Consider the following 13,589-nt stretch of genomic DNA (forward strand, 5'->3'; position numbering starts at 1 on the left):
ATCCCTGGAAGAGGCCATGACCGCGACGAAGTTCGTGCTGCCCGACAGTGACATCCCGACGACCTGGTACAACGTGGTCCCCGATCTGCCCAAGGGTCTGCCCCCGATGCTCCACCCCGGCACCCGGGAGCCGATCACGCCGGCGGACCTCGAACCGCTCTTCGCCAGCGGCATGATCGAGCAGGAGTTCTCCACCGAGCGGGAAGTGGACATCCCCGGGCCGGTGCTCGACATCTACCGGCAGTGGCGGCCCAGCCCGCTCGTGCGGGCCCGTCGCCTGGAGCAGGCCCTCGGCACGCCGGCCCGGATCTACTTCAAGTACGAGGGGGTCAGCCCCGCCGGCAGCCACAAACCGAACACCGCGGTCCCGCAGGCGTACTACAGCAAGCAGGACGGCGTGCAGCGGCTTACCACGGAGACCGGCGCCGGCCAGTGGGGCAGCTCGCTGTCGATGGCCTGCGCATACTTCGGCCTCGACTGCGAGGTCTTCATGGTGCGGGTCAGCTACGACCAGAAGCCGTACCGGCGGGGCCTGATGGAGACGTTCGGCGCGTCGGTCACCGCGAGCCCGAGCGACCGTACCGGTGCGGGCCGGGCGGCCCTCGCCGCCGACCCGGAGTCCAGTGGCAGCCTCGGCCTGGCCATCTCCGAGGCGGTGGAGGCGGCGATGCACAGCGGCGGCGCCGCCAAGTACGCCCTCGGTTCGGTGCTCAACCTGGTGCTGATGCACCAGACGATCATCGGCCAGGAGGCGCTGCTCCAGTTGGCGATGGCCGACGACTACCCGGACATCGTGATCGGCGCGGCCGGCGGTGGCTCCAACTTCGCCGGGTTGGCCCTGCCGATCCTGCGCCGGCAGTGGGGCGGCGGACCGACGGTGCGGTTCATCGCGGCGGAGCCGGCCTCCTGCCCGTCTTTGACCCAGGGCAGTTACGACTACGACTTCGGCGACACCGCCGGGCTCACCCCGCTGACCAAGATGCACACCCTGGGCCACGACTTCCACCCGCCGGCGATCCACGCCGGCGGGCTGCGCTACCACGGCATGGCGCCGATCGTGAGCGCGCTACGGGAGATCGACCTGATCGAGGCGCGGGCGGTGCCGCAGACCGCGTGCTTCGAGGCGGGCGTGCTGTTCGCCCGCAGCGAGGGGATCGTGCCGGCGCCGGAGTCCACCCACGCGGTCCGGGTGGCGGTGGACGAGGCGATCCACTGCCGGGAGACGGGAGAGTCGAAGGCGATCGTCTTCTCCCTGTCCGGGCACGGCCACTTCGACATGCAGGCCTACATCGACTACTTCGCCGGAAAGCTGACGGACTGACCTCGCAGGGGGTGGGCGCCGTGCGGCGCTCACCCCCTGCCTCGCACCGGGGGTTAATGTGCACAGCGAAGCAGGGACCATCCTCGCCATCAACGGATCGGAACGGGTCGGCGGCAACACCGACCACGCCATCGCGTACGCGGGTCGGCTGATCGCCGAGCGCGGTGCGATCCTGCGCACCATCCAGCTACGTGAGCACCGGATCTCGCCGTGCAGCCCGTGCGGCGACTGCAACAGCCGTACAGTGCCCTGCCAGCTGGACGACGACGTCCCCGCCCTGGTGGAGCAGATGACCAACGCCGACGGGCTGATCTACGCGGCCCCGGTGCACGGCTTCGGCCTGGCCCACCTCATGCAGGTCTTCATCGAGCGTGCGGGCGTCGGCTACCTGCGGTTCACCCGTCCGCTGGCGGACAAGGTGGGCGGCATCATCGTCACCGGACGGCGCTACAGCGACTCCTCCGTACACAACCAGATCGTCAACAACCTGCTGCTCAACCGGATGATCTTGGTGGGCAGCGGGTTCCCCGTCCTGCTGCGCAACACCACCGGCACGCCCGGCCTGACCGACCCCGAGGGCATCGACGCGTTGGAGCGGATGGTGCACCGGATGCTCGACATGGTGCAGCTGCTCAAGCGACACCAGCGGGTCGACGGCGACCCGGTGCTTCCGCGCCGGGACCGCAACGAGCGCGTTCCGCGGCCCCGCCGCAACGAATCCGTCCAGACCAGAGGAGATATCGAGAATGTCCACTGAGCAGGTTGCCGCGCCGGTCGGCATCGACTTCCCGGCCACCGAGTGGGAGAGGTGGGACAAGCCGGGGGCCGAGGGGCGTGTCAAGATCTCGTACGTCGGTGGGCAGCGCCTGCGCCTGCTGGAACTGCCGCCCGGCTTCGACGAGCAGCACTGGTGCCTGCGGGGGCACACCGGTTACGTCCTGCAGGGCGAGTTCACCATCCACTTCCGGGACCGGTCGGTGCCGTGCCGCCCCGGGATGGGCTTCGTCATCCCCGACGACGAGGAGCACCGGTCCCAGGGCAGCGACGCCGAGCCCACAGTCGTCTTCGTGGTCGACCAGGTTCCCCAACCGTGAGCGACCAGCACCGGATCACCGCGCCGGCCGGCTCCCCGCCGGCCGGCGCCGCCGACGGCCCGGCCCGGATCGCCGAGCTGCGCGGTGCCATCGACGGGCTCGACCAGCGGATCATCGCCCTGCTGGCCGAGCGCACCCGGGTGGTACAGGAGCTGACCGCGCACAAGACGGACGAGGCGACCGTCCGGTCACCCGACCGGGTGCGGCAGGTGCTCGACCGGGTGCACGACCTGGCCAGCCGGCACGGCATGCCGCCCGAGGTGGCGGTCGGCACCTACCGTGCCCTCATCGACGAGCTGACCCGGATGCAGCTCGACATGCTGGCCGCCCGTCGTGCGGCGGCGCCGCTGGTGGACGAGCGATGAGCCGCCCGCCCGTCGACCTGCGGCACGCCCTGGCCACCCTCGACCCGCTCCCCGGCGAGCTGGTCCGGGTCGCCACGGAGCTGCCGGCCCGCTACGGCGTCTCCGCCCACTACGCGCGCTGGGCCGGCGCGCCCGCCGCCCCGCCCACCGGCGCCGGCCCGGCGGTGCTCTTCGACCGGGTACGCCCCGACCACGGCCCGACCCGGGCGGTGCTGATGGGCCTGTACGGCACCCGCAGACGCGCCGCCGGCCTGCTCGGCTGCACACCGGCCGAGTTGCCGCACCGGCTGCTCGACGCGGTCGCCGCGCCCCGCCCGCCGGTGCCCGCACCCGACCCGGCCCGCTGGCCTCGCGAGACGCTGCCGGTGGACCTGACCGCGCTGCCGGTGCCGGTGCTCACCGATGAGGACGCCGGGCCCTACCTGACCCTCGGCGCGGTGCTCGCCACCGACCCGGACACCGGGGTCCGCAACCTGTCCGTGCACCGGATGTGCGTGCAGGGTCCGGACACGCTGACCATCTGGATGGTGCCCGGACGGGACCTGGAGCTCGCGCACCAGGCCGCGCTGCGCCGGGGGAGCCCGTTGCCGGTGGCCATCCACCTCGGCCTGTGCCCGGCGGTGCTGCTCTCCTCCTGCTGCCCGACCTCACTGGTGCCACCGGACCTCGACGAGCTGGCGGTGGCCGGTGCTCTCGCCGGGCAGCCGGTGGAGCTGCTGCCCTGCCGCACTGTGGACACCGAGTTCATCGCGCACGCCGAGTACGTCATCGAGGGGGAGCTGCTGGCCGACCGGGCACCCGAGAGCCGGCACGGCACTGTCGCCACACCGGAGTTCCTCGGCTACCAGGGCCGGGCGCACCCCTCGTTGCCGTTGATCCGGGTCACCGGGATCACCGCCCGGGAGAGCCCGATCCTGCAGGCGGTGTCCGGCCCCGGGCACGAGCAGTCGGTGCTGCTCGGCTTCGGGATGGAGGCCGCGGTGCTGGACCTGTTGCGCCGCCGGGGCACGCCGGCGCTGGCCGCGCACTGTCACACCGCAGGTGGCGGTCAGCTCATGGTGGTGCTCCAGTGGCCGGCGAAGCGCGGCCCGGAGGACGACGCGGCGGTACGCGTCGCCGCCGAGGCCGTGCTGGAGCAGTTCCGGATGGCCAAGCTGGTGCTGTGCGTGGGCGACGACGTCGACATCGAGTCCGATCAGGACCTGTGGTGGGCGATGGTCACCCGCTTCCAGGCCGACCAGGACCTGCACGTGCTGCCGGACCGGGAGGGTTTCCCCCTCGACCCGAGCCAGCACACCGGCTACTCCCCGTCGCTCTCGGCCGACGGTCGGACGGCGAAGGCGGTCTTCGACTGCACAGTGCCGTACGCCCAGCGCGCCCGGTTCCAGCGGCCCCGGTTCACCGAGCCGTCACTTCCCGCACCGCGGCGGCCAGCAGCGCCACACCTTCGGTGATCCGGGCGGTGGGCAGCGCCGCGTACCCGATCAGGAAGGTCGGCTCGGCCGGCGACAGGGTGACGAAGTAGCCCGAGGCCGGGTAGATCCGGACGCCCCGCGCGGCGGCGGCGCGCACGATCGCCGCCTCGTCGGCGTCGGGCGCGCCGCCCAGGGTCACCAGCACGTGCAGTCCGGCCGCCGTGCCGGAGATCCGCACCCCCGCGCCGAAGTGTTCGTAGAGCGCCTCCAGCAGCCGGGCGCGTCGCTGCCGGTAGAGGCGGTCCATCCGGCCGATGTGCCGGGCGTACGCGCCGGAGGAGATGAACTCGGCCAGTGCCTCCTGGGTCAGCGTCGCGGTCAGCCGGTCGGTGATCCACTTGACGCCGAGGAAGGGTCGGACGAGGTGCGGCGGCAGCACCGCGTAGCCGATGCGCAGCGAGGGGAAGAGGGTCTTACTGAAGCTGCCGACGTAGACGACGTCCGCGTCCTGCGGGTCGGCGGCCAGCGACGGCAGCCGCTCCTCGGCGAAGGTGAACTCGTTGTGGTAGTCGTCCTCCAGCACCGTGGCCGCGTGTTCGCGGGCCCAGCGCAGCAGCGCTCGTCGCCGCCGCTCGGACATGATGAACCCGGTCGGAAACTGGTGCGACGGAGTGACGTAGATCAGGCGTACCCGGGCCGGGTCGAGGCCGTGCGCGCGGACCTGGGAATCGATGTCGTCGACCCGTAGGCCCTCCTCGTCGACAGCGACCGGCACCACAGCGGCCCGTGAGTAGCCGAAGATCTGCCGCAGCACCGTGTGGCTCGGGTCCTCGATGATCACCACGTCGTCGGGGCCGACGAGCAACCGGACCAGGATGTCCATGGCCTGGGTGGCGCCGCTGGTCACGACCGTGTGTTCACGCGGGGCGTCGAGTGCCCGGCTGCGCCGCAGCAGCGCGCTGATCTGGGCACGCAGCGTCGGGGAGCCCTCGGCCGGGCCGTATCCCAGCGCCACCGCGTCGGCCCGACTCACCGCCTCGGTGAGCGACTGTCGCCACCGGGTCACCGGGAAGCTGGCCAGCGCCGGGGTGCCGTGCCGGAAGTCGTACGTCCCGTCCGGCCGGTGCATCGGCGCTGGCTCCCAGGGCTTCCACAGTGGGCTGCCCGCGTCGGTGGCCAGCGGGGGCTCCGGCCACAGGTGCGCGTGGGTGGCGGCGCGTTTGGCGGGTGGCGGCGTGTCCGCCAGCGCGTCACTGACCCGCGTGCCGGATCCGCGCCGCGAGGTGAGCACCCCGTTGGCCCGCAGCAGTTCGTACGCCCGGGTCACCACGGTCCGGGAGACCCTGAGCTGGTGCGCCAGCTCACGGCTCGGCGGCACCGGGTCGCCGGGGCGCAGCCGACCCGTCCGGACGGACCCGCTGATCTGGTCGCAGAGCTGCTGCTGCAACGGCACCGAACTGGCGCGGTCCAGTGCGACGAGAAGCTGGGACGAACTCACCTGCGCACGCTCCCCCGATCGACGCCGGTGCCGAGTCTAGTCGCGCCACCCGCGTCCACCTCCGGTTCCCGCGGCGCGCCGGGCAGCCCGTGCGCTCACTGGTCACGACAGCCGAGCTGGTCGCCGAGCTCGTTCGGGATGCCGAACGGGCTGCATTCGAGCGCGCTGCCCTCGCCCAGCTTCTTCCACCCACCGCCCGTGTACTCGAACACCAGCACACCGTCGCCCTGCATTCTCGGGTCGACAGCGATCACCCCGGCGGTCGCCCACCGACTTGCGCACTTGATGTGATCCGGGTCGATCCGGTGGGTGTCGCCCAGCCCTGACGCCCGGTGCAGGGTGGCCGCGCTCACCGGACAGGCAGCCCGGGAGGTGGGTGTCGCGGGCGACGCGCTGCCGGTCGGCGACGCGGCGGAGGAGCCGGGCGGTGTGGTGTTTCCGCTGGCCAGCGGAGCGGGCGAGGTGGTGGTGCAGGCCGCCAGGCCCGCCAGTACGGTGATCGGCACCAGGGCACGCAGCGCTGTCGGTGTCATCAGGTCCTCCAGTCCAGCAGGGATGGGTCTCCCGCTAGACGCCCTGCGGTCGGTCATGGTTGCGGCCGACTGCCGGTCCGAGTGTCGGGTTTTTTCTCGACCCTGTCGGCTGCCGAGCAGGCGTACCCGCGTGCCCGGCACCCGGTCCAGTTTCTCGGCCGCTGCGGCGACGGCAGAGCCCCGCGCGACGCACGAACACCACCGCGCCGACACTCGGCGTACATCTGATGTATGTGCGGTTGAAGTGGCCTTTCCGGGCTGGTCCGCGCCTGCCAACCACTGACGGACCCGTTCTCGACGCGCTGCTCGGAGCCCTGCCGATGGGCGCAGACGCTGCCGATTCCACCCATCGATCGACCATTGCCTATTCCGTCGCCTCGGAGTAACCTTCGCGAAACACATCGGATGTCTGACTGTCTAAGGCGTTTTGGAGGATCGATGTCCGACCTGACCCGACGGCAGGCCCTCAAAGTCGGCGCGGCCGGCGCGGGTGGCGCTCTGCTGCCGTTGCCCTGGACCGCCGTGGCCCGAGCAGACTCGGCCGCGCCTCCGCAGGTGCTGGCCGCCGGGGACCTCGCACTCTGGTACGACGAGGGTGCCGGCACCGACTGGCTACGGGCGCTGCCGATCGGCAACGGGCGGCTCGGCGCCATGGTCTTCGGCAACGTGGACACGGAACGACTCCAGCTCAACGAGGACACCGTCTGGGCCGGTGGGCCGCACGACCCCAGCAACCCCAGGGGCGCCGGGGCGCTGGCGGAGATCCGGCGGCTGGTCAACGCGAACCAGTGGACCCAGGCCCAGGATCTGATCAACCAGACCATGATGGGAAACCCCGGCGGCCAGTTGGCCTACCAGACCGTCGGCAACCTCCGGCTCGCCTTCGGATCCGCCAGCGGGGCGTCCCAGTACGACCGGACGCTCGATCTCACCACCGCCACCGTCACCACGACGTACGTGCTCAACGGCGTCCGATACCAGCGCGAGGTCTTCGCCAGCGCGCCCGACCAGGTCATCGCGATGCGACTGACCGCCGACCGCAGCGGATCGATCAGCTTCACCGCCACCTTCGACAGCCCGCAACGCACGACGGTGTCCAGTCCGGACGGCAGCACGATCGGCCTCGACGGTGTCTCCGGCAACATGGAGGGCATCACCGGCGCGGTCCGCTTCCTCGCCCTGGCCAACGCCACCGTCACCGGCGGTTCGGTGTCCAGCTCCGGTGGCACCCTGCGGGTCACGAACGCCACCAGCGTGGTCTTGCTGCTCTCCATCGGCTCCAGCTACGTCAACTACCGCAACGTCGGCGGCGACTACGGGGGCATCGCACGGCAGCGCCTCAGTGCCGCGCGGGGGAGCAGCTACGACCAGCTGCGCAGCCGGCACGTGGCCGACTACCAGGCGCTGTTCAACCGGGTCAGCCTGGATCTGGGCCGCACGTCCGCCGCCGACCAGACGACGGATGTCCGGATCGCCCAGCACAACAGCGTCAACGACCCGCAGTTCTCGGCGCTGCTGTTCCAGTACGGCCGGTACCTGCTGATCTCGTCGTCGCGGCCCGGCACCCAGCCGGCCAACCTCCAGGGCATCTGGAACGACTCGCTGGCCCCGTCGTGGGACTCGAAGTACACGATCAACGCCAACCTGCCGATGAACTACTGGCCGGCCAACACGACCAACCTCGCCGAGTGCCACAACCCGGTGTTTGCCATGATCAACGATCTGTCCGTGGCCGGGGCGCGGACCGCCCAGGTGCAGTACGGCGTCGGCGGCTGGGTCACCCATCACAACACCGACGCGTGGCGGGCCACCGCGGTGGTGGACGGCGCGTTCTGGGGCATGTGGCAGACCGGCGGCGCGTGGTTGGCCACGATGATCTGGGACCACTACCTGTTCAACGGTGACATCGAGTTCCTGCGGGCGAACTATCCAGCCATGAAGGGCGCGGCGCAGTTCTTCCTCAACACCCTCGTGACCGAGCCGACCCTCGGCTACCTGGTGACCAACCCGTCGAACTCACCGGAGCTCAGCCACCACGCGAACGCCAGCGTGTGCGCCGGCCCCACCATGGACAACCAGATCCTGCGGGACCTCTTCGACGGCTGCGCGCGGGCCAGCGAGATCCTCAACGTGGACAGCACCTTCCGGGCCCAGGTTCGGGCCACCCGGGACCGGCTCCCATCCATGAAGATCGGCTCGCGCGGCAACATCATGGAGTGGCTCTACGACTGGGTGGAGACCGAGCCCAACCACCGACACATCTCGCACCTGTACGGGCTGGCACCCAGCAACCAGATCACCAAGCGGGGCACCCCACAGCTGTTCGAGGCGGCCCGTCGGACCCTGGCGCTGCGCGGCGACGACGGAACGGGCTGGTCGCTGGCCTGGAAAATCAACTTCTGGGCGCGGATGGAGGAGGGCAAGCGGGCCCACGACCTGATCCGCTACCTCGCCACCACCGCCCGGCTCGCCCCCAACATGTTCGACCTGCACCCGCCGTTCCAGATCGACGGCAATTTCGGTGCCACCGCCGGCATCGCCGAGATGCTGCTGCAGAGCCACGTCGGGGAACTGCACATCATGCCCGCGCTGCCGCCGGCCTGGCCGGGCGGGCGAGTCTCCGGTCTGCGGGGTCGGGGCGGGCACACGGTCGGCATCACGTGGAGCAACGGTCAGGCCACCGAGATCCTCATCCGACCGGACCGCGCCGGCACCGTCCGCCTGCGCGCCCGGATCCTCACCGGCACCGTCACCGTTGTCGACACCGGCGACGGTACGGCGGCGCGGGTCACCCGGATCGAGTCCGACCTGATCGAGATCACGGTGCAGGCGGGGCGCACCTACCGGGTCACCAGCTCCGGCGTGGCCACGCCCACGCTGGAACAGAGCTTCAGCAACGTCGGCATCACGAGTGACAGCAACACCAACGTCGGGAACTTCGACGGTGGCGGGGCCTCGCTCTCCGCGCAGGCCCTGGCGCAGGCCGGCGCCAGCCCGGGCGGCACGGTCAGCCGCAACGGGGTCACCTTCCGCTGGCCCAACGTCAGCTCCGGGGCCGCCGACAACGCCATCGCCTCGGGCCAGTCCATTGGCGTGACCGGCACCGGCAGCACGCTCGGCTTCCTGCTGACCGGCACCTACGGCACGGTGTCGGGGACCGGCACTGTGGTGTACGCCGACGGCACCCGCCAGACGTTCACGCTGAGCACACCCGACTGGTACGGCGGGCCGCACTCCGGGGGGACCGCCGCCATCGTGTCCGCATACCAGAACCGGCCCAACAACCAGCGGCAGAACACCGCCGCCTGCATCTACTACGTGGGTGTCGCGCTGCAGAGCAAGGCGGTGGCTTCGGTCGTGTTGCCCAACATCAGCGCGCGGCCCGCGGCCAACGTGCCGACCATGCACATCTTCGCCATCGCGATCGGCGGCTGAGGGCACCGGATCCCGCATCGAGGGCTCTGACGGCGCCGGATCCCGCATCGGGGGAGCGGGCCCGTCCCAACCGGGACGGGCCCGGCCCGTTGGGCGCCGACGCACCCCGCCCACCCCTGCCCCCGACCCCGGAAGTGGTGGAATACGACCGGTTTGCGGGGGGAAGATCGAGCATCGCCGACGTGAGTCGTGACAGGATTGTCGGCATGTCTGCTCGCGCACTGAGCTTCGGGATGGTGGCGGAACAATACGAGCGGTACCGGCCCGGTTACCCTGCCGAGCTTCTCGACCTGGTGCTGACGTACGCGGGTCGGCCGATTCGAACGGCCCTGGAGATTGGTGCCGGGACGGGCAAGGCGACCCGTCTGTTCACCGGACGGGAGGTGACGGTCACCGCGACCGAGCCGGACGGCGCCATGCTCGCCGAGCTGCGCAAGCACGTGCCAGCAGGCGTCCGGACCATGCAGGCCGCCTTCGAGGACCTGCGGCCGGGGGAGCGGTACGACCTGGTCTACGCGGCGGCGGCACTGCACTGGACGAAGCCGGAGGGCCGATGGTCGAGCATGGCCGCGTTGCTGGAACCCGGCGGCGTGTTCGCCTCGTTCGGCGGGCCAACCCAGCTGGCTGATCCGGCGGTGGCGGACGCGGTCCGCGCCGCCCGGGCGCCCTTCCTGGAGAGCGACGAGGTCCCATCTCCCGATGGCACGCCCCCGGGGCATGCCATGCAGTGGCCGGGCAGCGAACTCCAACGCTCCGATTGGTTCGCCGACGTCCAGCAGATCGTGGTCGAGCGTCGCCTGACGATGAGTGCGCGCGACTACGTCGGGCACCTGTCGACGATCTCGGCGTATCTCGAACTGCCGACCTCGGAGCAGGAGCAGGTCTTCGGCCAGATCATGCGGATCCTGCCCGAGACGGTCGAGCTTTCCGCCGACATCGTCGTGCATCTCGCGCGTCGGCGCACCGAGCAGTAACGCCAGTGGGCGTTCAGACCAGGAAGCTCTCTCGCATCCTCGCGCCCAGATTGATGCCACCGACAGCGCGGGGCCCGGCAGGGTCGTGCACGCTGACGGTGTTGTTGCGCCGCATCAGCTCACGGACCGCGGGCGGCAGCCGGGGCGGGTCGTCCATCGCCGCGATGACCTGCCCGGCGCTCAGGATCAGTCGATCGGCCAGGGCCGCCGCGTCGGTGTCCACCCGCACCCGTCCATACTCCCAGGCCGCGGTGGTGAGGTCGAGCACCTCGAACACGCGCGTCAGCAACGGGTTCGGGTCGGTCACCCGGTCCAGCCGGGGCGCCTGGCTGCCGACCACCGCGACAGCGGCAGCCACCTGGGCGTACGGGTGGAAGCCGCACGGCAACGCGAACAGTGGCCAGCGCAGGGCGTGGCCGGCCTCCATCCACAGCGGCCGGTAGTTGCGGCGGTGCACCAGCAGTCGCCGGCCGGTCCGCCGGTGGATCTCCTGGGCCTGGGCCTGGAGGTCCGCGTGGGCCTCGTCGGCGACCTGGCTCACGATCCGGGCCGCCACCACCAGGCCGTCGTCGCTGTTGAGCGCCGCGGTCAGCGCCTCGACCTGCTCGGGGAACCGGACCTGTGCGTGGGTGCCGTACCGGGACTGGACGTCGCGGAGCAGCGCCTGCTGTCGTCCAGGGTCGAGCTGGACCCGCCTACCGCCCAGCAACCGCCGGAGCCAACGCATGTCGCCTCGTTTCAGCAGAGCCGTCGTGGACGGCGGCAATGCTAGTGCGTCGGGACTTCATCGGCTGCGGACGGGGTGGCTGACCGAGCCCGCGGGTCGTGTCGGCGACGACCGGCGACGCCGCAGCGTGCCACAGTGGTTCATGCCGCTGAGCAGGTATCACCTCAGAGCTTCGATCGCCGTCTCGGACATCGAGCGGGCCGTCGGGTTCTACGAAGGCACACTCGGCCTGCCGGTGCTGCAGTCCGGTCCCAGCGCCCATGTCGCCGGCGGCAGCCGCGTCTATGGTTCTGGCGGCGGGCCGGCACTCAACGTCTACCAGTCGGCCACCGCCGGGAAGACCCCGGCGACGCTGGCGACCTGGTACGTCGACGATCTCGACCAGACCGTCGACGAACTCGTCGCCTCCGGTGTCGAGTTCATCCGCTACGAGCAGCTGGAACACGACGCCAAGGGGATCACGCCTCGGGCCGGTGGTGGCCGCATCGCCTGGTTCCAGGATCCGGACGGCAACACCTTCGCCCTCGAAGCCGACACCTGATCCGGATCCGGTGTACGCCCCCGGGACGGCGTGGGTAGTTTTCCTGTCATGAGTGAGGACAGCTTCCGCTCGGTGCAGATCGAGCGCACCAGCGTGGGAAACTACGTCGCACGCAACGTCCGCGGCGGGTCGATGTCGTTGGGCACGGGGGAGGACACCAGCTTCACGCCGGTGGAGTTGCTGCTGGCCGCCATCGCCGGCTGCACCGCGGTCGACGTGGACTACATCACCAGCCGCCGTGCCGAGCCGACCCAGTTCTCCGTCGAGGTCACCGGCGACAAGATCCGGGACGAGACCGGAGGCAACCGGATGCAGAACATCCGAGTCGAGTTCACCGTGACGTTCCCGGAGGGCGCGGACGGCGACCGGGCACGCGAGGCGCTGCCCCGTTCGCTGCAACAGTCGCACGATCGACTCTGCACGGTCTCCCGTACCGTCGAGCTTGGCTCTCCGGTCTCGATCGTCGAGACCGGCGGGTCCAGCGGAGACTGACCCGCTCTGGCAATCAGGTCGGTGCCGCCACCCCGACGATCAATTGACCTGCATCTACTTGTGGTTGATGCTGTGGGAGCGCTCCCGTAACATACCTGACGCGGCCTGTTAACGCTCACAAGCCCCCACTTGCAGCGACCACCACCAATGCATGGGCCGCCATCCCGTCAGGAGGGTGCTATATGACCAGATCCAGAGCCACCAATGTCGGTCTGGTGTCGGCCGGCGTCGCCTTACTGGTGTCGTCGACGGTCGTGGCTGCGTTACCGGCCGGCGCCACGGCTGCGGGCTGTTCGGTGACCTACGCCGTGTCGTCGCAGTGGCAGGGCGGCTTCGGCGCCAACGTGTCGGTCACGAACCTGGGTGACCCGCTGACCAGTTGGGCGTTGACCTGGTCGTACAGCGCCGGGCAGACGGTGACGCAGGCCTGGAACACGTCGTTGACGCAGAGCGGTTCGGCGGTGACGGCCACAAACGTCAGCTACAACGGAGCGGTCGCGACCAACGGCACGGTGTCGTTCGGCTTCAACGGTTCGTGGACGGGCAGCAACCCGGCGCCGACGAGCTTCGCTCTGAACGGCGTGACGTGCACCGGCGACACGACGCCGACCACGCCACCCCCGACGACCCCGCCGCCGACAACTCCACCTCCCACGACCCCGCCGCCCGGTGGCACGTGCAACCTTCCCTCGACGTACCGGTGGTCGTCGACGGGCGTGCTGGCGACCCCGAGGTCGGGTTGGGTGTCGCTCAAGGACTTCACCGTCGCCCCGTACAACGGCAAGCAATTGGTCTACGCGACGACGCACGACTTCGGGACCAGGTGGGGTTCGATGAACTTCGGCCTGTTCACGAACTACTCGGAGATGGCGTCGGCCAGTCAGAACGCGATGAACTCGGCGACTGTGGCGCCGTCGTTGTTCTACTTCGCGCCGAAAAACATCTGGGTGTTGGCCTATCAGTGGGGTGGTACGGCGTTCTCGTATCGGACCTCCAGTGACCCGACCAACCCGAACGGGTGGTCCGCGGCGCAGACGCTGTTCACCGGAAGCATCACCGGTTCCGGTACCGGCCCGATCGATCAGACTCTCATCGGCGACGGTACGAACATGTACCTGTTCTTCGCCGGGGACAACGGCAAGATCTACCGGGCCAGCATGCCGATCGGGAACTTCCCGGGCAGCTTCGGCAGCA

General features: G+C 70.4%; 13 protein-coding genes. 10 read left to right on the top strand and 3 right to left on the bottom strand.

Annotated elements, in window-relative coordinates; all coding sequences use genetic code 11:
• The first annotated feature begins 16 nt into the window (after positions 1-16).
• Genes KBX46_RS13665 through KBX46_RS13685 form a run of 5 tightly spaced genes read left to right on the top strand, consistent with a single transcriptional unit; the run spans position 17 to position 4,234 of the window.
• Positions 17-1,321, top strand: a complete 1,305-nt coding sequence (locus KBX46_RS13665; RefSeq protein WP_088947740.1) for a TrpB-like pyridoxal phosphate-dependent enzyme — start codon at positions 17-19, stop codon at positions 1,319-1,321.
• Positions 1,322-1,379: 58 nt separating this feature from the next.
• Positions 1,380-2,078: a flavodoxin family protein gene (locus KBX46_RS13670; protein ID WP_099852523.1), complete on the top strand. Its 699-nt coding sequence runs from the start codon at positions 1,380-1,382 to the stop codon at positions 2,076-2,078.
• Positions 2,068-2,415, top strand: coding sequence for a cupin domain-containing protein (locus KBX46_RS13675; RefSeq protein ID WP_088947742.1), 348 nt, complete (start codon positions 2,068-2,070; stop codon positions 2,413-2,415). The genes KBX46_RS13670 and KBX46_RS13675 overlap by 11 nt, the downstream gene beginning before the upstream one ends.
• Entirely contained in the window at positions 2,412-2,780 is a 369-nt protein-coding gene (locus KBX46_RS13680) for a chorismate mutase (RefSeq protein ID WP_210792770.1), read from the top strand. The genes KBX46_RS13675 and KBX46_RS13680 overlap by 4 nt, the downstream gene beginning before the upstream one ends.
• Complete coding sequence (locus tag KBX46_RS13685; protein ID WP_210792771.1) at positions 2,777-4,234, top strand: UbiD family decarboxylase; 1,458 nt, start codon at positions 2,777-2,779, stop codon at positions 4,232-4,234. Before KBX46_RS13680 ends, KBX46_RS13685 begins: the two co-directional genes overlap by 4 nt.
• Here KBX46_RS13685 and KBX46_RS13690 read toward each other — a convergent pair.
• Together KBX46_RS13690 and KBX46_RS13695 are read right to left on the bottom strand one after the other, a co-directional pair.
• Positions 4,179-5,693, bottom strand: coding sequence for a PLP-dependent aminotransferase family protein (locus KBX46_RS13690; protein WP_210792772.1), 1,515 nt, complete (start codon positions 5,691-5,693; stop codon positions 4,179-4,181). The two genes, KBX46_RS13685 and KBX46_RS13690, sit on opposite strands and share 56 nt — an antisense overlap.
• A 95-nt stretch (positions 5,694-5,788) precedes the next feature.
• Positions 5,789-6,226: a hypothetical protein gene (locus KBX46_RS13695; protein ID WP_210792773.1), complete on the bottom strand. Its 438-nt coding sequence runs from the start codon at positions 6,224-6,226 to the stop codon at positions 5,789-5,791.
• Positions 6,227-6,664: 438 nt separating this feature from the next.
• Between KBX46_RS13695 and KBX46_RS13700 the strand changes: the two genes are divergently transcribed.
• Together KBX46_RS13700 and KBX46_RS13705 are read left to right on the top strand one after the other, a co-directional pair.
• The gene (locus KBX46_RS13700) at positions 6,665-9,661 is read left to right on the top strand and encodes a glycoside hydrolase N-terminal domain-containing protein (protein WP_210792774.1); all 2,997 of its coding nucleotides are present in this window, start codon (positions 6,665-6,667) and stop codon (positions 9,659-9,661) included.
• Between the two features lie 206 nt (positions 9,662-9,867).
• Entirely contained in the window at positions 9,868-10,635 is a 768-nt protein-coding gene (locus KBX46_RS13705; protein ID WP_210792775.1) for a trans-aconitate 2-methyltransferase, read from the top strand.
• Between the two features lie 13 nt (positions 10,636-10,648).
• Here the strand turns inward: KBX46_RS13705 and KBX46_RS13710 are convergent, their stop codons facing one another.
• The gene (locus tag KBX46_RS13710; protein ID WP_210792776.1) at positions 10,649-11,362 is read right to left on the bottom strand and encodes a hypothetical protein; all 714 of its coding nucleotides are present in this window, start codon (positions 11,360-11,362) and stop codon (positions 10,649-10,651) included.
• Between KBX46_RS13710 and KBX46_RS13715 the strand changes: the two genes are divergently transcribed.
• The 3 genes from KBX46_RS13715 to KBX46_RS13725 form a co-directional block, all read left to right on the top strand.
• A complete protein-coding gene (locus tag KBX46_RS13715) occupies positions 11,361-11,903 on the top strand; it encodes a VOC family protein (RefSeq protein ID WP_247667467.1) in 543 nt (180 codons plus the stop codon). The genes KBX46_RS13710 and KBX46_RS13715 overlap by 2 nt on opposite strands.
• Before the next feature lie 48 nt (positions 11,904-11,951).
• Positions 11,952-12,395 carry an OsmC family protein gene (locus KBX46_RS13720; protein WP_088947750.1) on the top strand — a complete coding sequence of 148 codons (444 nt, stop codon included), beginning with the start codon at positions 11,952-11,954 and terminating at the stop codon, positions 12,393-12,395.
• A gap of 182 nt (positions 12,396-12,577) precedes the next feature.
• A partial coding sequence (locus KBX46_RS13725) for a non-reducing end alpha-L-arabinofuranosidase family hydrolase (protein ID WP_210792777.1) occupies positions 12,578-13,589 on the top strand: 1,012 nt, incomplete at its 3' end.

This window comes from Micromonospora sp. C81, assembly GCF_018070425.1.
Classification (GTDB): Bacteria; Actinomycetota; Actinomycetes; order Mycobacteriales; family Micromonosporaceae; genus Micromonospora; species Micromonospora zamorensis.